The 17,644-nt window shown below is 58.5% G+C and carries 20 protein-coding genes and 1 pseudogene; 3 read left to right on the plus strand and 18 right to left on the minus strand.

Annotation, left to right across the window (positions count from 1 at the left end):
- Positions 1-2: 2 nt before the first annotated feature.
- The 9 genes from EKN38_RS17485 to EKN38_RS17525 all read right to left on the minus strand — a co-directional run bounded on the left by EKN38_RS17485 (position 3) and on the right by EKN38_RS17525 (position 7,171).
- Entirely contained in the window at positions 3-1,694 is a 1,692-nt protein-coding gene (locus EKN38_RS17485) for a glycosyltransferase family 2 protein (protein WP_014833611.1), read from the minus strand.
- Positions 1,685-2,038 carry a hydroxymyristoyl-ACP dehydratase gene (locus EKN38_RS17490; RefSeq protein ID WP_014833610.1) on the minus strand — a complete coding sequence of 118 codons (354 nt, stop codon included), beginning with the start codon at positions 2,036-2,038 and terminating at the stop codon, positions 1,685-1,687. The genes EKN38_RS17485 and EKN38_RS17490 overlap by 10 nt, the downstream gene beginning before the upstream one ends.
- Complete coding sequence (locus EKN38_RS17495; RefSeq protein WP_126522495.1) at positions 2,025-3,374, minus strand: acyl-CoA synthetase; 1,350 nt, start codon at positions 3,372-3,374, stop codon at positions 2,025-2,027. Before EKN38_RS17495 ends, EKN38_RS17490 begins: the two co-directional genes overlap by 14 nt.
- Positions 3,367-3,963, minus strand: a complete 597-nt coding sequence (locus EKN38_RS17500; protein WP_046889474.1) for a hypothetical protein — start codon at positions 3,961-3,963, stop codon at positions 3,367-3,369. The genes EKN38_RS17495 and EKN38_RS17500 overlap by 8 nt, the downstream gene beginning before the upstream one ends.
- Positions 3,935-4,186 carry an acyl carrier protein gene (locus EKN38_RS17505; RefSeq protein WP_014833607.1) on the minus strand — a complete coding sequence of 84 codons (252 nt, stop codon included), beginning with the start codon at positions 4,184-4,186 and terminating at the stop codon, positions 3,935-3,937. Before EKN38_RS17505 ends, EKN38_RS17500 begins: the two co-directional genes overlap by 29 nt.
- A 12-nt stretch (positions 4,187-4,198) precedes the next feature.
- A complete protein-coding gene (locus tag EKN38_RS17510) occupies positions 4,199-4,456 on the minus strand; it encodes a phosphopantetheine-binding protein (RefSeq protein ID WP_010436544.1) in 258 nt (85 codons plus the stop codon).
- Entirely contained in the window at positions 4,437-5,252 is an 816-nt protein-coding gene (locus tag EKN38_RS17515) for a lysophospholipid acyltransferase family protein (RefSeq protein WP_014833606.1), read from the minus strand. Before EKN38_RS17515 ends, EKN38_RS17510 begins: the two co-directional genes overlap by 20 nt.
- The gene (locus EKN38_RS17520; protein ID WP_014833605.1) at positions 5,249-5,971 is read right to left on the minus strand and encodes a beta-ketoacyl synthase chain length factor; all 723 of its coding nucleotides are present in this window, start codon (positions 5,969-5,971) and stop codon (positions 5,249-5,251) included. Before EKN38_RS17520 ends, EKN38_RS17515 begins: the two co-directional genes overlap by 4 nt.
- 150 nt (positions 5,972-6,121) lie before the next feature.
- A complete protein-coding gene (locus EKN38_RS17525) occupies positions 6,122-7,171 on the minus strand; it encodes an AI-2E family transporter (RefSeq protein ID WP_013099154.1) in 1,050 nt (349 codons plus the stop codon).
- Positions 7,172-7,280: 109 nt separating this feature from the next.
- On the opposite strand from EKN38_RS17525, the pseudogene EKN38_RS17530 reads away from it, so the two are divergent.
- Positions 7,281-8,533: pseudogene (locus EKN38_RS17530) on the plus strand (MFS transporter).
- A 4-nt stretch (positions 8,534-8,537) separates the two neighbouring features.
- Here EKN38_RS17530 and EKN38_RS17535 read toward each other — a convergent pair.
- Together EKN38_RS17535 and EKN38_RS17540 are read right to left on the minus strand one after the other, a co-directional pair.
- Complete coding sequence (locus EKN38_RS17535) at positions 8,538-9,095, minus strand: DcrB family lipoprotein (protein WP_013099152.1); 558 nt, start codon at positions 9,093-9,095, stop codon at positions 8,538-8,540.
- Positions 9,096-9,167: 72 nt separating this feature from the next.
- The gene (locus EKN38_RS17540) at positions 9,168-9,833 is read right to left on the minus strand and encodes a 7-cyano-7-deazaguanine/7-aminomethyl-7-deazaguanine transporter (protein ID WP_013099151.1); all 666 of its coding nucleotides are present in this window, start codon (positions 9,831-9,833) and stop codon (positions 9,168-9,170) included.
- A gap of 167 nt (positions 9,834-10,000) precedes the next feature.
- Here EKN38_RS17540 and tusA point away from each other — a divergent pair, with 167 nt between their 5' ends.
- The gene (tusA, locus tag EKN38_RS17545) at positions 10,001-10,243 is read left to right on the plus strand and encodes a sulfurtransferase TusA (RefSeq protein WP_014833603.1); all 243 of its coding nucleotides are present in this window, start codon (positions 10,001-10,003) and stop codon (positions 10,241-10,243) included.
- A gap of 5 nt (positions 10,244-10,248) precedes the next feature.
- On the opposite strand, the gene EKN38_RS17550 is transcribed toward tusA, so the two are convergent.
- The 5 genes from EKN38_RS17550 to EKN38_RS17570 all read right to left on the minus strand — a co-directional run bounded on the left by EKN38_RS17550 (position 10,249) and on the right by EKN38_RS17570 (position 16,112).
- Positions 10,249-11,535: a TRAP transporter large permease gene (locus EKN38_RS17550; protein ID WP_014833602.1), complete on the minus strand. Its 1,287-nt coding sequence runs from the start codon at positions 11,533-11,535 to the stop codon at positions 10,249-10,251.
- A 10-nt stretch (positions 11,536-11,545) separates the two neighbouring features.
- Positions 11,546-12,055, minus strand: a complete 510-nt coding sequence (locus EKN38_RS17555; protein ID WP_013099148.1) for a TRAP transporter small permease — start codon at positions 12,053-12,055, stop codon at positions 11,546-11,548.
- 11 nt (positions 12,056-12,066) lie between these two features.
- On the minus strand, positions 12,067-13,038 hold the full coding sequence (locus EKN38_RS17560) for a TRAP transporter substrate-binding protein (RefSeq protein ID WP_014833601.1): 972 nt from the start codon (positions 13,036-13,038) through the stop codon (positions 12,067-12,069).
- Between the two features lie 196 nt (positions 13,039-13,234).
- The gene (gene zntA, locus EKN38_RS17565) at positions 13,235-15,409 is read right to left on the minus strand and encodes a Zn(II)/Cd(II)/Pb(II) translocating P-type ATPase ZntA (RefSeq protein ID WP_014833600.1); all 2,175 of its coding nucleotides are present in this window, start codon (positions 15,407-15,409) and stop codon (positions 13,235-13,237) included.
- Between the two features lie 76 nt (positions 15,410-15,485).
- Entirely contained in the window at positions 15,486-16,112 is a 627-nt protein-coding gene (locus EKN38_RS17570) for a lysoplasmalogenase (RefSeq protein ID WP_014833599.1), read from the minus strand.
- 129 nt (positions 16,113-16,241) lie between these two features.
- Between EKN38_RS17570 and EKN38_RS17575 the strand changes: the two genes are divergently transcribed.
- Positions 16,242-16,598 (plus strand): DUF2500 domain-containing protein, encoded by a 357-nt coding sequence (locus EKN38_RS17575; protein ID WP_014833598.1) that lies wholly within the window; start codon positions 16,242-16,244, stop codon positions 16,596-16,598.
- Between the two features lie 54 nt (positions 16,599-16,652).
- Here EKN38_RS17575 and EKN38_RS17580 read toward each other — a convergent pair whose 3' ends face one another.
- Together EKN38_RS17580 and rsmD are read right to left on the minus strand one after the other, a co-directional pair.
- Positions 16,653-16,934 carry a DUF1145 family protein gene (locus tag EKN38_RS17580; protein WP_013099143.1) on the minus strand — a complete coding sequence of 94 codons (282 nt, stop codon included), beginning with the start codon at positions 16,932-16,934 and terminating at the stop codon, positions 16,653-16,655.
- Complete coding sequence (rsmD, locus tag EKN38_RS17585) at positions 16,918-17,520, minus strand: 16S rRNA (guanine(966)-N(2))-methyltransferase (protein WP_014833597.1); 603 nt, start codon at positions 17,518-17,520, stop codon at positions 16,918-16,920. The genes EKN38_RS17580 and rsmD overlap by 17 nt, the downstream gene beginning before the upstream one ends.
- Positions 17,521-17,644 lie beyond the last annotated feature (124 nt).

The raw sequence follows: 17,644 nt of genomic DNA on the forward strand, positions 1-17,644 counted from the left end.
CTTTACTCCTTCTCGCTGATTTCGGGCAGTTGCCAGAAATCAAAAAAATTAAACCAGTCGAGCGGTGACAGCAGGGCGTAATGTTCCAGCCGCTGCGCGTAGCGATCGACGGTATGTTGCAGCGCCTGCTGGCGTTCACCGCGCGGCAGCAGCAGCGGGTCGGCAAACGGTTCGCAGTGCAGGGTCAGCGTCCCCTGCTGGCTGAGGGCAAAAATCAGCACCACCGGACAGCGCAGAATGGAGGCCAGGATAAACGGCCCCTGCGGGAACGGCGCGGGCTGGCCCATAAACTCGCTCCAGATCACGCGCCAGCTGCCGCCGCGCTGTGGCGTGACGGCGATACGATCGCCCACGATGGCCACCCATTCGCCGCGATCCAGCTTTTCTTTGATCAGGATAGCGGTCTCCGGGCCGATGTCAGTGACGGGCATCAGGTGAATGCCCGCTTGCGGAGCCATCTCTTCCATAATCTGCTTAAAGCGTTGGGCGTTATCGCTAAAGACCAGGGCGTTGATGGTTTTCCCCCCTTCACGCTGTGCCAGCGCCCGGCAGGCTTCCACGTCGCCAAGATGCGAGGCCAGCAGCAGTTTACCCTGTGGATCGTCCAGCCCCAGCGCCTCGCGGGCACCCGGTGCAAACACCAGATCGCGATGCAGCTTCATCTCGCCGCGCCAGCTGGCCACCTTGTTCAGCATGGCATGACCAAAACGCAGGAAGTGAAAAAAGCTGTTCAGCCGGGGGGGCGGTGGGATCTGTCGCTGTGCCATGACCTCTTTAACCCGCCTCAGCCATTGCCGCGACGCCTGACGCGCCGAACGGGCGGTAAGCCAGTAAACGGCGGTGACCGGCCACAGCAGGAGGGTGAAGGCCTTGCGCCCAAGCAGTTGCCAGACGCGTAACATCAGGCGCATACCCCATAGCCCTTTGACCTCCTGCTGTTGCGCCCAGTGCTGCGGGCGACGGCGCATCAGCAGGGAAGGGATGCGCGGCAACATCCCCAGGAACAGACGGGTATGCATCAGCGAGATGCGCACGTTGTCTTTTAGCGCATCGAAGTGGGATACACCGTCTGCCGGGTAGGTGACGCGGGTGGGCAGAAAATAGCTGGGCGTGCCCTGCCAGTAGAGGCGGACCATGACTTCAGTATCAAAGTCCATGCGCTTGCCGAGCGGGGTACGTGCGGCAAGCTGCATCACCGGCGCAATCGGGTAGACCCGAAAGCCGCACATGCTGTCTTTAAGCTGCAGGGACAACGTTTCAATCCAGACCCAGACGTGCGTTATCCAGCGACCGTAGAGACGCGAACGGGGTATGGAGTCATCGTAAACGGGCTGACCGGAAATCAGCGCCTCGGGGTGACGTTGCGCCAGCGCCAGAAAGCGGGGGAGATCTTCAATGGCGTGCTGGCCGTCGGCGTCCACCTGGATTGCATGAGTGAAGCCGCGCTCTGCGCAGGCTTTCAGCCCTGCCATCACTGCCGAGCCTTTGCCGCTGTTTTTCGCCAGACGCAGCAGTGTAACCTGCGGATGCTGCTCTGCTAACTGCGCCAGGGTGTGGCGCGTGCTCTCTTCGCTGCCATCGTCAACCACCAGGCACGGGAGGTCAAACGGTGCCAGACGTGCGAGCACCGCGGCCATCATCGCACCGTGGTTGTAGCAGGGGATCAACACGCAGGGGCGGAACGTTACTGACATAGGCGAATCTTCCCGCTGCTGGCGGTATGGCGTTCACTGCCCGCATGGCGCTGGTAGCTGAAGCTGAGCATCTGACGGGCAGGGTGCCAGTCAAGGATCAGCGTCACCGTGTTGTCCGGCAACAGCGGGGCCGCAAACTTCACATTCTGAATGCTGTGAAAACGGTAGCCCGGAGCCATCAGGGTGATGGCGTAATGCATCACCCAGTCGAGTTGTGCAACGCCAGGGAGCAGCGGCTGGACGGCAAAATGCCCCTTAAACCAGAGCAGGTCAGGATCAAGATAAAGCGTGATCTCCAGATGCTCCGGATGAGTCTGGTGGCGTTCGATTTCATGAATCTTCATGAAATAACTCCTGTAGCTGTGCAGTCACGCGCTTGTTCATGCTGTTGACCGGGATTTCATCGACGATCCGCCAGTAGCGGGGCACGGCAACCGGTTCAAGGCAGGGGCGAAGGGCGCGACGCCACGCGGATTCCTGGGCATTTTTACCCCCGTTGTCTCTGTGCAAACGCGCCGCGTCACTGAGTACCAGCAGCACGCCAATGGCCTGACGACCACGGCGAGTGACCGCCAGCGCGGCGGCGTCACAGATGCCGTCCAGCGCCAGTAACCGCTGCTCAATCTCATCAAGCGAAATGCGTTTATCTTCAATTTTGACTACCCGGCCACGGCGTCCAACGATGTTGAACTGCCCGTCAGCCGCGAAATGCAGGATATCATCCAGCACGATTCCTTCAGCCTCGCGGATCAGTGGCGACGTCACCCGATCGCCGTGGAACGTCACGCCAGGAAACGGCTGCCAGAGCGTTGTCTCATCCAGACGGTGACGCCAGGCCATAACGCCCGTTTCGGTGCTGCCGTAAATTTCGTCGGGCCAGACGTTCAGCCAGTCATGACAAGGAATGATGTCGCGCCAGGGCAGTTCGCCCCCGGCCGAGAGCAGCAGGGCAACCGGAGGCGGCACCAGCGAGGTGTCGAGCCGCTTGAGGAATGCCGGGCTGCTGATAAAGAGGTACCGTTTGTCCTGCGGCAGCGCTGACAGCTGTTCCGCGTACTGCAGCAGGAAGGCGTGCAGCGGCAGGCCAAGCGCCATGGGTAATACAACCCGAAACGTCAGGCCATACAGATGATGCAACACCACGGAGGCCACGACGTGACAGCCTGCCAGCCGTTCGCCAAACCGATCAGCGAGCAGACGGGCTTCCCGATCCAGGCCGATCACCGGCTTAATCACCCGCTGCGGCGCGCCGGTGGAGCCAGAGGTGAAAAGCTCGATAACGCGCGTCTCGTCAATGGCAGGCAAGGGGGAAAAGGGGGTGTTTGTCGGCGCAGTGGCGGTGACCAACCGCAGTCGCCCTGAAAACTCGAGCGTGGTGTCGCTCAGGACGCCGCTGAACATGGCCCGCTGTTCGTTAAGCTGCGCCGCCCGGCTGTGACCGGGGAGCACGGGGGTTTTACCCGCATGAAGCGCCGCCAGCAGGGCGACGATAAAAAGATAGCCGTTTTCAAAACAGAGCGCCCAGCGCTCGCCCTCTTCCTGACGCAGCGCGTCGACCAGCTGCGTAACATCGTGGCGCAGAACGCCCAGCGTCCAGATACGATCGTCAAGCCAGGCGACAGGCGTCTCATCAGGACGCGGGGCGTTTAGCCACTGGCTCAGAGGAAGCGGTTTATCCATCGTTTTTTATTACCCGTTGTCGCACCAGCCATTCACCCGCCATTAACGTTCCCATCAGGATGTAGGAAAGCATCCCGTTCCACAGTGTCCACAGGCGCAGGTCGGCGTACAGCACGGTAAACAGCGCGACTGCGCCGTTGCCGATAAAAAAGCCGCACCAGACTTTCGTCACTTTACGCGTGTAACGCACCCCGGCAGGAGACAGGTGGGGCTCCCGTATCCGCGCCAGCCGTTCCACCATCGGCATGGACGTCCACAGCGAGCCCCCAAAGACCACCAGCATCACCAGATTAACGACCACCGGATAAAACAGCACCCACAGGTGAGCGTGGAAAAGGCTCGCCACGCACAGCACTGCCCCGGCCAGCGTCACGCTCAGGAAAACGTAGCGTAAGGGGCCGCGCTGCTGGCGCGTCTGCCAGACACGCAGCAGCAACACCAGCGCCATCAGGGGCAATATCCACGGCAAATGGTGGCTTGCAAGGCCATAGCCAATCAAAAATGGCCAGGCCAGCAGCATCAGCCCCGTCAGTATCGGGATGAGTGGAATGGCAGGCACGTCAGGCGTCGCGCTGGAGTTGTTCCACAACGTCGACGATGTCCTGAACGGTACGCACCGCTTTGAAGGTTTCAGGCTTAATTTTATGACCCGTCTTCTTCTGCAGGTTAACCACCATATCCACGGCATCAATGCTGTCGAGATCCAGATCTTCGTAAAGCCGGGCCTGCGGCGTAATGAGCTCAGGGTCGAGTTCAAAAAGTTTAATAAGAAGCGCAGAGACTTCCTGATAAATGGTTTCTTGTTCTGTCATAGCGGGTCATTCTCAGGCGCGTTGTTGATGAATAAAAGCGGCGAGCGTGGCAACGGAATAGAAGTGCTGACGCATCTCGTCGCTCTCGGCAGAAAGCACTACGCCGTACTGATTTTTCACAGCCAGCCCCAGCTCCAGGGCATCAATTGAGTCCAGACCCAGTCCGTCACCAAACAGCGGAGCGTCGGTGTCGATATCCTCTGGGGTAAGTTCTTCCAGATTCAGCGTAGAGATAATGAGATTCTTAATTTCAAGATAGAGCGCTTGCATCTTTCATTCCTGACAAAGATTGAAGACCGGATGTTAATTGCTGCTGCATATGCCGGTTTAACTGCCTTGCCGCCAGCGCAGGTTCGTGCTGGCTCGCATCGTAAAAATCATGAATGTTGATGCGTTCGCGAACATCCACGGTAAAAATGGGTTTATTAGGCGGCACATTGTACCAGCGACTCTGTTTATCCAGCATGCGTTCGCTACAGTGGATCACCACCACGCGCAGAGAGCTGTTGCACCGCACGGCAATATTCGCCGCCCCCCGCTGCAGGGTAATGGCTTCGCCCACGCGGGTGCGGGTGCCTTCCGGAAAGATAAGCAAGGTGTCGCCCTGTGCCAGACGCTGCTGGCTGGCACGAAGCAGCGTTTCTGCTTCGCTGTTGATCAGGTAATCGGCTGCACGGATCACGCCGCTGACAAAGGGGTTACGCAGCAGCGCGCTTTTCACCAGACAGTCGGTTTCGTTCATCACCGAGGCGAGGATCACATAGTCCAGCAGCGAAGGATGGTTCGCTATCACCAGGCAGCCGCGCTCGGCGCGCAGCACGTCCAGATTGTTAAAGCGGTAATCCAGCACGCCGGTTCCGCGAACGACCGCCAGGAACAGCCGAAAACTGGCGGAAATGCTGCGTCGCGCCAGTCGACGGCGTGCCGTGCGATCGCGCTGAAAAATCAGCAGCAGGTTAAACCAGACCAGCGACAGCAGCAGCCCGCCGAGGCCAAACAGGGCGAAGCAGAACCCGGTCATCAGCATGCGCCAAAACCGATCGAGGCGGGAGAGGATCTGGCTCATTGGCGCGTCCACTGCCACTGCAAACGCTCGCCCGCCAGGGCAAATTGCCGCGCGTCGCTCAGGTAATGTCGCAGGAACTGAAGGCTTTGCGGCAGTGCGGGCTCTTCCCCTGTGCTTTCGCGATGGGTTTCACAGCAGAGCGCGTCGCCGGCTTCAATCACCAGCGCAAGGGCGTAAGGCCAGACGGGCATCTGCGGCGGGAGCCCGGCGTGATAAAACGCGGGCAGAACGCCGTCAAAATCCACCAGCAAAACGCGGGAGTAGCCCGCGTGAAGCAGACTCAACACTTCGCACAAACTTTGCTGGAAGGTGTCCATCCCGGCGGAGACTGAGGATGAGACAATCGGCTGACCCGCGGTGATCGTAAGATTGCCGACCGCGGCGTTATGCACAGACATTGCAAAATCGGTGGGGGAGACGGGTTGCTCCGTCGCCAGCGCTTGCAGAATACGGTAGTTGCGTTCCAGCTCGCCATGGCGGCTGCTGTAGACCACGGCATCGATACGATGTTTGCGCAGCATCGCAAGGCCAATATCCACCGCCAGCTTACTGCCCGAATTGAGGCGGCGGGCGGTCATCATCGGCAGTTCGGTCAGTTTCGCAAGCGGTGCGGCGGGATCGATGGCGTCAGACTGGCGCGACCATGCCTGCCATGCGCCGGCATCGCTGAGTCCTGGCGCTCTGGCCTGCCAGTCGATAATGGTGAGGGTAAATTTCATCTACGCGCGTCCGCGATAAACCTGTTTCTGTGATTTTTACTTCGCAAGCGCGATGTTACAGCGTACATCGTACAGTGTTGTCGCAGGCTTGCGAATAACGTTTCTCCTAAAAATTTCCCGTAGAGTCATGTTCCGTCTCACCCCAGACGATTAACCGGGAAGCCGACTCTTGGGTCGGCCCGGCCCCAGCAGTATCGCCAGTTTGCTGCCGCCTTTGGTGGTCTCCATCCAGATTTTACAGACGCTGGTGAGCGGTACCGACAGCAGCATCCCAACCGGGCCCAGCAGCCATCCCCAAATCAGTAAGGATAAGAACACCACCAGTGTCGACATCCCCAGCCGGTGGCCCATCATCCGTGGCTCAAGAATATTCCCCAGCACCATATGCACCACGAGAAACAGCGCCCCCACCAGCATGCACTCATAGAAGCCATTAAACAGAAACGCCTGAATCATGGGCGGCACGGCGGAGAGGACCGCGCCAATGTTGGGCACGTAGTTCAGCAAAAACGCCAGCACTCCCCACATCAGCGCGAACTGCACGCCCATCAGCATCAGCCCCAGCCAGACAATCACGCCGGTCCAGACGCTCAACAAGGTTTTTAATGCCAGATATTTGGAGACGCCCTTTAACGCGCGGTGTAAACCGGCGATGTGAATTTGCGGATTATTCAGCGCAAAGCGCAGCTTATAGGGCACGTGGCGCACTTCGAACAGCATAAACACCACCGTCATGACCAGCAGCAAAATGCTGGCCATGGCGCCGGACAGGCCGGTCATCAGCGTGGTGGCGTAGGTCATGATTTTTTCGGAATCCATCCGGCGCAACATCCGTTCCGGCGAAATATGCAGGTTCAGAAACGGCATCATCTCCTGAAGCGCCACGATCTTGCGCGTCAGCTCTTTGTTGTATTGCGGCAGCATCGTGGAGAACTCGCTCAGCGAGGCGGCCAGCACGCCGAAAAGGGCGGTGAGGGCAATCAGCATCACGATAACCACAATGGTTATGGCCACCGGGCGGCTGATACCCCGGCGCAAAAACCAGGTCACCAGCGGGTTAAGCACAATGGCAAAAAAGAGCGCCAGCAGAAGCTGGACAATAATATCGGCGGCAGCATGGATACCGGCGAGGATCACCACCAGAGAGGCGAGTTTTAACAGGATGTGGAGTCCTGCTTTGTCGGGCGGGTTAGGGGTCATGCGTGTTCCTTAATGTGATTGCCCGTTAAGTGTAGTGCGCGGGATCCGCTTCGTCTGGCACCGTTAATCTGAAAGTCGCTGCTGATTTTCTGCTGGCGTCGTGGTAATAGTGAAACACTGTTGCAAAAATCCAGGTAAAACCCCATGCCCGAACCTGCCGCCGAACCGGCATTAAGCGGATTGCGCCTTAATCTGCGCATTGTCTCCGTTGTGATTTTTAACTTTGCCAGTTACCTGACGATTGGCCTGCCGCTGGCGGTCTTGCCGGGCTACGTCCATGACGTGATGGGATTTAGCGCATTCTGGGCGGGGCTGGTGATTAGCCTGCAGTACTTCGCCACGCTGTTGAGCCGCCCACATGCGGGTCGCTACGCGGATCTGTTCGGGCCGAAGAGCATTGTGATTACGGGATTATGCGGCTGTTTTCTCAGTGGCCTGAGCTACCTGCTGGCGGCAACGACCAGCCACTGGCCGTTGGTCAGCCTGGTGCTGCTGTGCCTGGGCCGGGTGATCCTGGGGATTGGGCAAAGCCTGGCAGGAACCGGTTCGACGCTGTGGGGGGTAGGCGTGGTCGGGGCACCGCACATTGGCCGGGTGATCTCCTGGAACGGCATTGTCACCTACGGGGCAATGGCGCTTGGCGCCCCGCTTGGGGTGATGTGCTATGCGTATGGCGGACTGTACGGCCTGGCGGGCACCATTATGGTGGTCGCGCTGGTGGCGATCCTGTTTGCCCTGCCGCGTCCGAAAGTGAAGGCCAGCAAAGGCAAACCGCTGCCGTTCCGGGCAGTGCTGGGGCGCGTCTGGCCGTATGGTATGGCACTGGCGCTGGCAACCACCGGCTTTGGGGTGATCGCCACCTTTATCACCCTGTTTTATGACGCCAAAGGCTGGGACGGGGCGGCCTTTGCGTTAACCCTGTTCAGCTGTGCGTTCGTGGGTGCCCGTTTGCTCTTCCCGAACGGTATTAACCGCCTGGGCGGGCTGAATGTGGCGATGATCTGCTTTGCCGTTGAGATTGTCGGGCTGCTGCTGACCGGTATCGCTACCGCGCCGTGGATGGCAAAAGTTGGCGTGTTCTTCGCCGGAGCCGGTTTTTCGCTGGTCTTCCCGGCGCTGGGCGTGGTGGCGGTGAAAGCCGTGCCGCCGCAGAATCAGGGGGCGGCGCTGGCAACCTACACGGTGTTTATGGATATGTCGTTGGGCATTACCGGGCCGCTGGCAGGGCTGGTCATGGCCTGGGCAGGCGTGCCGGTTATCTATCTTGCGGCTGCGGGTCTGGTGGTGATGGCCCTGATGCTCACGTGGCGGCTAAAAAAATGGCCCCCGGTGCAGGCACCGGAGGCCACGTCATCATCCTGACGCGTTACTGAATCACGATGGTGTTGATGATGTTTTCAGCGGCAGTCTGCGCTTTCTGCTGATCTTCCGCTGGCAGGGTGATCTGCAGGGTCAGCAGTTTGTTATCCACCTTACCCAGCACCACGGAAGAGTAAGCCGTCTGACCTTTTGCAGAGATAATGCTGTCCAGCTGCTGCAGCGTGTGGCCTTTCAGTTCGATGGACTTGTTGGTCACCACCTGCAGCTGCGGGTCGCGGCTGCGCTGCTGATCTTCCAGACGTTTGGACAGTACGGCCAGGTCTTCGCTGGTGTCGTCGCCTACAATCACAATCACCGCTTTCTGCCCGGTTGCATCGGAATAGACGTGCATGTTGTTCGCCTGGGTCCCCAGCTTGCCGCTCTGGTCAGTCATATCCGCTGGCAGAGAGAAGCTGAGTTTACCGTCCAGCAGGTTCACCGGCTGACCGGTTGCGTTGCTCTCTGCAGACGCGCCCTGAGCAGGCGTTTTCGTGTCGCTGTTATCACAGGCTGCAAGGCCGACAACCAGCAGGCCAATCCCGACATATTTAACCAGATTGCGCATTGACTTCTTCCTTTCGATAAACGGCCATAACGGCTCATTTGTCCATCTTATCACAACTGATAAAGCGAACCCTTAACCAGCCTGCAATGCTGTGATTTCAGATTTATCTGCCAGTCTTTTCAGCAGCATATTCAGCAACACGCCGTACATCGGCAGGAAGAACACAATGCTGATAAGCACCTTGAAGCAGTAGTCCACCAGCGCAATTTCCATCCAGTGTTCGGCCATAAACGCATCCGGGCTGTGCCAGAAAGCGATAAAGAAGAAGGCCAGCGTATCGCTGACGTTGCCGAACAGCGTCGAGGCGGTGGGCGCCATCCACCAGCGGTGATTCTGACGCAGGCGGTTAAACACATGCACGTCGAGGATCTGCCCCAGCGCATAGGCCATAAAGCTTGCGGTGGCGATACGGGCGACAAACAGGTTGAAGTGGGTTAACGCTTCAAAGCCCTGCCAGCTTCCCATGTAAAACAGGGAGGAAATGACGTACGACACGAACAGCGCCGGCAGCATGACCGCAAAAATAATGCGGCGAGCCAGCGGTGCGCCAAAAATTCGCACGGTCAGATCGGTGGCGAGAAAAATAAACGGGAAGCTGAACGCGCCCCAGGTGGTATGGAAACCAAAGATGGCGATCGGCAACTGCACCAGATAGTTACTGGAGGTGATCACCAGCAGATGAAAAAGCGAAAGCCAGAACAACGCTTTTACGCGCTGCGATTCAGAAAACGGCGTCATATTGTGACCTTTTTATACGTTGGGGTGAGGGAACCCAATAAAAACCGCAGCATGATACTGCTTTGACGGGACTTTGCAATGGTTAGTTTTTACGCAACCGTTAACCTGGTTTGCATTGCCGGCTACGGGGCGTAAACTACAGCCGTTTTTATCTGACCGAGAACACCATGACCGATCTGTTTTCCACTCCAGACCACACCCTTGATGCGCAGGGCCTCCGCTGCCCTGAGCCGGTAATGATGGTGCGCAAAACCGTGCGCAATATGCAAACCGGCGAAACGCTGCTGATCATCGCTGACGATCCGGCAACCACCCGCGATATCCCCGGTTTTTGTACCTTTATGGAGCATGAACTGGTGGCACAGCAGACCGAAGCGCTGCCGTACCGGTATTTGATCCGTAAGGGGTAACCCCCTTACTGCATGCCCAGCAATCCCGGCAGCCACAGCGAAATCGCCGGGATGTACGTTACCATTCCCAGCACCACCAGCAGCATGCCGTAAAACGGTAGCATTGCGCGCACCACATGTTCGATTTTCTGCTTGCTCACCGCACTGGCCACAAACAGCACCGATCCCACCGGCGGCGTGATAAGCCCGATCCCCAGATTCACCATCATGATCATCCCGAAATGCACCGGGTCGATCCCCAACGCATTGGTCACCGGCAACAGCACCGGCGTCAGGATCAGAATGATCGGCGCCATATCCATCAGGGTGCCAATCAGCAGCAGCATGATGTTGAGGTACATCAGGATCACGTACTTGTTATCCGAGAGCGAGGTGAAGAACGCCGTGATGCGCACGGGCAACTGCATGTAGGTCATCACCGCGCCAAACGCCGCCGCAAAGCCAATCAAGATCATCACGATAGTGACCGTTTTCACCGTCCGGCACATCAGCTTCGGCAGTTCGCTCCACTTATAGTCGCGGTAGATAAACATGGTGACAAAGAACGCCCACAGGCAGGCGACTGCCGCCGATTCGGTGGCGGTAAATATCCCGGACAATATGCCGCCGAGGATAATCACCACCGTCATCAGCCCCCACAGGGCATCGAGAAATATCTTCAGCGCCTGTTTAAAGGGGATCTTTTCGCCTTTTGGATAGCCGCGCTTATGGGCAAAGCACAGACACAGCGCCATCAGGCACAGCCCCAGCAGCAGCCCCGGCAGCACGCCTGCGATAAACAGCGTGGCGATGGAGACCGTACCGCCTGCGGCCAGCGAGTAGATCACCGAGTTGTGGCTGGGCGGGATTAAAATCGCCTGCACCGACCCGCTGGCGGTGACCGCCGCCGCGTACTCGCGGGGATACCCCTTTCTCTCCATCTCCGGGATCATCACACTGCCGATGGAGGCGGTATCCGCCACCGATGACCCGGAAATCGCGCCGAAAAAGGTGGAGGCCACAATATTCACCAGCGACAGCCCGCCGCGAATAAAACCGACAAAGACATACGCGAAATTCACCAGCCGCCGGGCGATGCCGCCTTCCGCCATGATCGCCCCCGCCAGGATGAAAAACGGGATCGCCAGCAGGGTAAATTTATTAACCCCGCTGGTGATCTGGATCATCAGCGCCTCGAGCGGTAACTCGATCCACAACGCGCCCGCAACGGCGCTTAAGCCGACGGCAAACGCCACCGGCATACCCAGCGCCAGCAAAATGGCGAGGGTGAATAACAAAACGAATGCATCCATTGTTCACCCCTTAACTGTGGTTGCCGATCAGCACCACAGGACGGTTTTCCTGTGAGCCAAACAGCAGACGTTCAATGACAAACAGGATCAGCACCGCCGAACCAATCGGCAGCGGCAGATAACTCTCCCCTGACGTCAGGATCGGAAACTCGGCGACCGGCTGCTCCCAGAGCTCGACACACAGCCAGTAGCTGTACCAGAACATAATCAGCGAGATCAGCAGCATCAGCAGATCCACCACGCGCGCACACGCTGTTTTCAGCATGTCCGGCAGTCGGTCGGTCAGCATGTTCACCGCGATGTGTGACCCTGCGCGATAGCTCACCGCCGCGCCGATAAACGTAAAGGTCACCATGCAGATGATGGCAATCGGTTCCGGCCAGGATTCACCGCGATTCAGGACATAGCGCGAGAAGATGCCAATCGGGATCACCACCGTCATGACCAGCAGCGCGCATCCCGCTACGCCCATGGCGAGCAGATACAGCCGGTCCATCCACTTCAGGTAGAGTTCGGACATACGCTCTCCGTTTACTGAACGTCAGCAATGGCTTTCATCAGATCCTGATGCTTTTCGCCATACTGCGCGCGCACCGGCTCTGTGGCTTTGATAAATACCGATTTGTCGATCTCGTGGAACTGCACGCCACCGGCTTTCATCTTCGCCAGCGCCTCGGCGTTATAGGCCTGCCACAGCTTGCGCTGTTCGAACTGCGCTTCACGCGCCAGGGTCAGGATTTTCTGCTGTTCGTCTGCGCTGAGCTTGTCCCATTTCACTTTCGAGTAGAGCAGCATTTCCGGGGTAATGAAGTGGCCGCTGAGGGTATAGTTTTTGGCGATCGGCATATAGTTATGGGCGATGAAGGTCGGCGGATTATTCTCAGCGCCGTCGATTACGCCGGTCTGCATGCCGCTGTAGACCTCACTGACCCCCATCGCCACCGAGTTAGCCCCCATGTCTTTCAGTGTCGCCAGCGCCACCGGGCTTCCCTGAACGCGGATTTTTTTGCCTTTCAGATCCTCCGGTTTGACGATCGGCGTTTTGGTGATCAGGTTACGGGTGCCGGAGTCCATCCAGCCAAGAAACACCAGCCGTGATTTGGGATTGGCGGTCAGTTTGTCGCCAATCTGCTTGCCGATATCGCCGTCGATGACGTTGTGCATGTGGTCTTCATCGCGGAACACATAGGGCAGGGTAAAGACTTCGATATCGGGCAGGATCGCCGCCACCGGAGCCATGGAGACACGGATCATGTCGATCGCCCCCATCTGCGCCTGTTCAATCATCTGCTTTTCATCCCCGAGCACGCCGCCGGGAAAGACCTTGATCTCCAGCTTGCCGTCGGTTTGTTGTTTGAGTTTCTCCCCCATGTGCTGCACGGCCACTACGTTCGGGTAGCCTTCAGGATGTACGTCGGCGGCTTTAATGGTTTGTGCAGAGACAGAGCAGGCAAAAGCAGACAGACACAGGGCAGCCAGTAACGGCTTGAAGGTCGTTTTCATCGAGTCAACTCCAGGGTAGTGAGGTAAGCGTTAAAACAGTGTTTTATTTTTGTACGCTTAAAAATTAGACCATGGCCTGGAAAGCGGAGGTGAAGCGCCTCACAAAAGCGCAAATTTATGAAACGATGGTTTAGATTTGTGGGAAAGGACGGCCGGGTGGCTGTTACACCTTACCCGGCCAGGCGTGCATTGCGTGTTATTTGCGTCGCAGTAAGCGGAGCGCGTTGGCCGTCACCAGCACCGTCGCGCCGGTATCCGCCAGCACCGCCAGCCACAGCCCGGTGATACCGAGCAGGGTGGTGACGAGAAAAATCCCCTTAAGCCCCAGGGCGATGCTGATGTTCTGGCGAATATTGGCGCGCGTGGCGCGGGCCAGGGAAATCATCTGCGCCAGCCCGGTCAGGCGGTTATGGGTGAGCGCGGCATCGGCGGTCTCCAGCGCCACGTCGGTGCCGCTGCCCATGGCAATGCCGATGGTGGACGCTTTCATCGCCGGTGCATCGTTGATCCCGTCGCCGACCATCGCCAGCGGGGCGAATGCGTTCAGTTCCGTGACCGCGCTGACTTTATCCGCGGGCAGCAATCCGGCCTTGAATTCCAGCCCCAGCTCACCGGCAATTGCCGCCGCCGCGCGCGGATTATCGCCGGTCAGGATCACGCCCTGTACGCCAAGCTGATGCAGCGCCGTCACGGCCTCTTTGGCGTCATCGCGCAGGGTGTCGCGCAGCGCTAGCATCCCTTTCGCGACGCCGTCCTGCATGACGGTCACGACAGTTTGTCCGGTCTGTTCTAGCGCCTCAACCTCTGGGTTAGAAGACTTACCCGCCGCGACAATCAGCACCTTTTTACCGTCGATGTCGGCCTCAATCCCGGACCCGACCAGCGCCCGCTGTGCCGTTGCCGTCGGAATGGCCAGCCCGCGCGACTGCGCTTCACGCACAATCGCCTGCGCCAGCGGGTGAGTGGAACCCTGCTCAACGGCGGCGGCCAGCGTAAGCAGTTCATCTTCACCGATATCCTGCGGATACACGCCAGTGACCTGCGGCTTGCCGACGGTCAGCGTGCCGGTTTTATCGAACGCGATATGCTGAACCTGGCTCAGCTGCTCCAGCGCCGCGCCGCCCTTAATCAGCGCCCCGCGACGTGCCGCCGCTGCCAGCCCGGAGGTAATCGCCGCAGGCGTGGAGATCACCAGCGCGCACGGGCAGCCAATCAGCAGCAGGGTCAGACCTTTATAAATCCAGCCTTCCCACGGCGCGCCAAAGAACAGCGGCGGGACGATCGTGACCAGCAGGGCAACCAGCATGATGGCGGGGGTGTAAATCCGGCTGAAGCGGTCGATAAATCGCTCGACGGGGGCGCGACGCTCCTCGGCCTCTTCGATCAGCTTCAGGATACGGTCGATGGCGCTGTCACCCGGTTCGGAAAGCACCGTGAGCTGGACCAGACGGTCGACGCTGGTGGCGCCCGCAGGCACTTTTTCACCGGCCGCGCGTTCAACCGGAATCGACTCCCCGGTGAGGGCGCTTTCGTCGAAGCTCGCGGTGGCGGTGAGCAGGGTACCGTCCGCAGGCAGGCGCCCTCCGGCAGCGACTTCAATCACATCGCCCGGACGCAGCGCGTTAATGGCCACCGTCTGGCGTTCGCTTCCGGTCACTCGCGTGGCGGTTTCGGGCTTCAGTGCCATCAGGGCGCTGACCCCTTTACGCGCACGGCTTGCCGCCCAGCCTTCAAGACGTTCGCCAATTAAGAACAGCAGCAGCACCATGGCCGCTTCCGCTGTGGCACCAATGAACAGCGCGCCGATAGCCGCCACGCTCATCAGCGTTTCGATAGCGAACCAGCTGCCGCTTTTCATCAGCCGCAGCGCCTGGCGGGCAATGGGATACAGCCCGACAAGCGTGGTGGCGATAAACGCCAGATTGCCGGACGGGTGGTTGATCTGCTCCAGACCCCAGCTCAGGGCCATCATAATCACGAGCGCGATAAGGGGCAGATTTTCACGCAGCGGAGCGGTTTTTTCGGCGGGGGCCGTTTCGCTACGCAGGGAGTAACCGGCCTTGCTGACGGCGGACATTACCTGCTGGCTGACGTCATTATCGGCGCTGACCAGCAGTTTTTCGGTGGCAAAGAGCACCTGAACGTGGCTGACGCCCGGGATCTGTTTTACCGCATTTTCGACTTTGCGGGCGCAGGCCGCGCAGTCCATGCCGTTAACCACCCAGCTGTAGCGGTTTCCACTTTCAGGCAGCGGCTGCGCGTTTTGTGTTTCGCACGTCCCTTCACAGCAGCAGTCGTCCTTCGCCGGAACCGGACTGAGCTTAAGTGCGGAAAATTGAGGGACTTTTTTAGGTGTTTCTGGAGTCGACATGGCAGTCTCCGGTAATGATAATTTTCTCATTAACCGCAGCATACACTCTGGAGTCGACTCCAGAGTCAAGGCTTATTTAGATATACAGCGAACGCACAATCAGGAAGTGCCCGGCAAAGTAGCAGGCGGCGGCAATCGCGTTATCAGCCCGGAAACGACGGCGATAGTGGCTGCCCAGCCAGACGATATTCCCGATTAACAGCAGGGCCGCGCCGAAGAAGGCGGACATCGCCGGGGCCGTTGGACGGAAGAACCACAGTTCACCGGCCAGCCACACCATCACCAGCGTCATGGCGATAAACGTGCAGACAGGCAGACGCATCTCTTCCAGCCGCGACCAGATCACCGCAATCAGCAGGGCGCCAATCACCAGCAGCACCAGCGGGAGCGGCCAGAAGAAGGACAGCGTCATCTGGCTGGCGAAGTAGATGGTGTAGAGCAGATGCGACAGGAAGAACGCCCCCACGGCATACAGCAGACGCTGACGCGGCAGCAGGGTTAAGGCATCGCCAATCAGGGAAGCACACAGCCCGGCGAGGACCAGATAGCTGACGGCGTTAAACATCGGCGCTTGCCAGGCAAGCAGCAGGAGCAGCAACAGCGTGACGGGTTTAAACAACCAGCGCTGCCAGGCCGGACCGCGGTACGACGCATCGACATAAAGCCATGCGGAAAAACAGACAGCGATAAATGACCAAAGCATATTAACTCCCTGTATCTGTTAAGGCTGAATAATCAGTTTCATCTTCAGTGTAGTGATGCGGGCAGGCGTTTGGCAATGCCGGGGGAGTCAGGGTATCCTGAATTCCGCATAATCTTATGGGATTGTTGAATGAGCAAGATGCCGCTGTTTTTCATTATCGTGGTGGCGATTATCGTCATTGCCGCCTCGTTCCGTTTTGTGCAGCAGCGCCGCGAGAAGGCGGATAACGACGCCGCGCCGTTGATGCAAAAACGCGTGGTGGTCAGCAACAAACGCGAGAAACCGCTTAACGAACGGCGTTCGCGCCAGCAACAGGTCACCCCTGCGGGAACGACCATGCGCTATGAAGCGAGCTTTAAGCCGGAAACGGGCGGCCTGGAGATGACCTTCCGCCTGGAGGCGCAGCAGTACCATCAGCTGACGGTCGGTGAGAAAGGGATGCTGAGTTACAAAGGGTCGCGGTTTGAGGGGTTCAGGGCTGAATAATACGGTCCCCTCTCCCTGTGGGAGAGGGTTAGGGAGAGGGCACCAGACCGCACCTTACTTCTTCACCTGCGCCTTAAACTTCTTCATCCACACCAGCAGTTCAAACACGCCGAAAATAAACACGCGCAGCTGCTGCCAGCCGGTCATCTGCGGGCCGTCTTTTGGCAGGCCATTTTTCAGCATCACCATCTGCAGGGCGTGCATGAACGTGGTAAAGATAAACGCCACGTTCACAAAGATATTCATCGGGCGCGGGAACGGATGCACCAGATTGAGCAGCAAAAACGCCCAGACGCACAGCATCAGCAAACGTCCCAGATTAATCAGTACTGGCATTGGATTCTCCTTGTGCCTGACGATGATACAGACGATAAGCGACCTGACCCGCCACTTTTTCGCGGTGTAAATCCCAGTGAACCGGCACTGGCGGTAGCCCGTTTTCCACTTCGCTTTCAACGTAAATCAGCGCGTCATCCGCCAGCCAGCCGTTGCTTTCCAGCAGGGATAACGTCTCTTCCAGCAGCCCCTTACGGAACGGCGGATCGACAAACACCACGTTGTGCGGCGTGCCTGGCTGCGCGAGGAAGCTGAGCGTATTGGTGTTCACCACTTTGGCGTTGCTGGCTTTCAGCGTCGCCAGATTTTGCTGCAGCGTCTGCGCGACGCCGCGCTCCATCTCCAGCAGCGTGGCGCTGGCGGCGTAGCGCGAGAGGGCTTCCAGCCCTAATGCGCCGCTGCCCGCAAAGCAGTCGAGGCAGTGGGCGTCTACCATTGACGGGGCCAGCCAGTTAAACAGCGTTTCTCGCACGCGGTCAGTGGTTGGGCGTAAACCGGGGCTGTCCGGCACCGGGAGTTTCCGGCCTCGCCACTGGCCACCGATAATACGAATTTGACCGGCTGGGGCGCGGTTGGGTTTCTTCATCTCAGGAAAGCTCTGTTAACAATTGGCCTGCGATTGCGGGCGGTGATGTCAATTAAGTAAAGTGTTAGACTATTTCATCATTTTTTTAGCTTCCATGTATATAGCGCCGCGAGGAGTGTAGTCG

This window comes from Enterobacter sp. WCHEn045836 (genome assembly GCF_003965585.1).
In the GTDB taxonomy this organism is placed as follows: Bacteria; Pseudomonadota; Gammaproteobacteria; order Enterobacterales; family Enterobacteriaceae; genus Enterobacter; species Enterobacter dissolvens.

Coding starts and splice junctions, on each gene's coding strand:
- EKN38_RS17490 (WP_014833610.1), bottom strand. CDS start 2,038: ATGAAGATTCATGAAATCGAACGCCACCAGACTCATCCGGAGCATCTG.
- EKN38_RS17520 (WP_014833605.1), bottom strand. CDS start 5,971: ATGAAATTTACCCTCACCATTATCGACTGGCAGGCCAGAGCGCCAGGA.
- rsmD (WP_014833597.1), bottom strand. CDS start 17,520: ATGAAGAAACCCAACCGCGCCCCAGCCGGTCAAATTCGTATTATCGGT.
- EKN38_RS17525 (WP_013099154.1), bottom strand. CDS start 7,171: ATGACCCCTAACCCGCCCGACAAAGCAGGACTCCACATCCTGTTAAAA.
- EKN38_RS17570 (WP_014833599.1), bottom strand. CDS start 16,112: ATGCTTTGGTCATTTATCGCTGTCTGTTTTTCCGCATGGCTTTATGTC.
- EKN38_RS17495 (WP_126522495.1), bottom strand. CDS start 3,374: ATGGATAAACCGCTTCCTCTGAGCCAGTGGCTAAACGCCCCGCGTCCT.
- EKN38_RS17535 (WP_013099152.1), bottom strand. CDS start 9,095: ATGCGCAATCTGGTTAAATATGTCGGGATTGGCCTGCTGGTTGTCGGC.
- EKN38_RS17560 (WP_014833601.1), bottom strand. CDS start 13,038: ATGAAAACGACCTTCAAGCCGTTACTGGCTGCCCTGTGTCTGTCTGCT.
- EKN38_RS17555 (WP_013099148.1), bottom strand. CDS start 12,055: ATGTCCGAACTCTACCTGAAGTGGATGGACCGGCTGTATCTGCTCGCC.
- EKN38_RS17550 (WP_014833602.1), bottom strand. CDS start 11,535: ATGGATGCATTCGTTTTGTTATTCACCCTCGCCATTTTGCTGGCGCTG.
- EKN38_RS17580 (WP_013099143.1), bottom strand. CDS start 16,934: ATGCCAGTACTGATTAATCTGGGACGTTTGCTGATGCTGTGCGTCTGG.
- EKN38_RS17515 (WP_014833606.1), bottom strand. CDS start 5,252: ATGAGCCAGATCCTCTCCCGCCTCGATCGGTTTTGGCGCATGCTGATG.
- EKN38_RS17510 (WP_010436544.1), bottom strand. CDS start 4,456: ATGCAAGCGCTCTATCTTGAAATTAAGAATCTCATTATCTCTACGCTG.
- EKN38_RS17485 (WP_014833611.1), bottom strand. CDS start 1,694: ATGTCAGTAACGTTCCGCCCCTGCGTGTTGATCCCCTGCTACAACCAC.
- EKN38_RS17575 (WP_014833598.1), top strand. CDS start 16,242: ATGAGCAAGATGCCGCTGTTTTTCATTATCGTGGTGGCGATTATCGTC.
- zntA (WP_014833600.1), bottom strand. CDS start 15,409: ATGTCGACTCCAGAAACACCTAAAAAAGTCCCTCAATTTTCCGCACTT.
- EKN38_RS17540 (WP_013099151.1), bottom strand. CDS start 9,833: ATGACGCCGTTTTCTGAATCGCAGCGCGTAAAAGCGTTGTTCTGGCTT.
- EKN38_RS17505 (WP_014833607.1), bottom strand. CDS start 4,186: ATGACAGAACAAGAAACCATTTATCAGGAAGTCTCTGCGCTTCTTATT.
- tusA (WP_014833603.1), top strand. CDS start 10,001: ATGACCGATCTGTTTTCCACTCCAGACCACACCCTTGATGCGCAGGGC.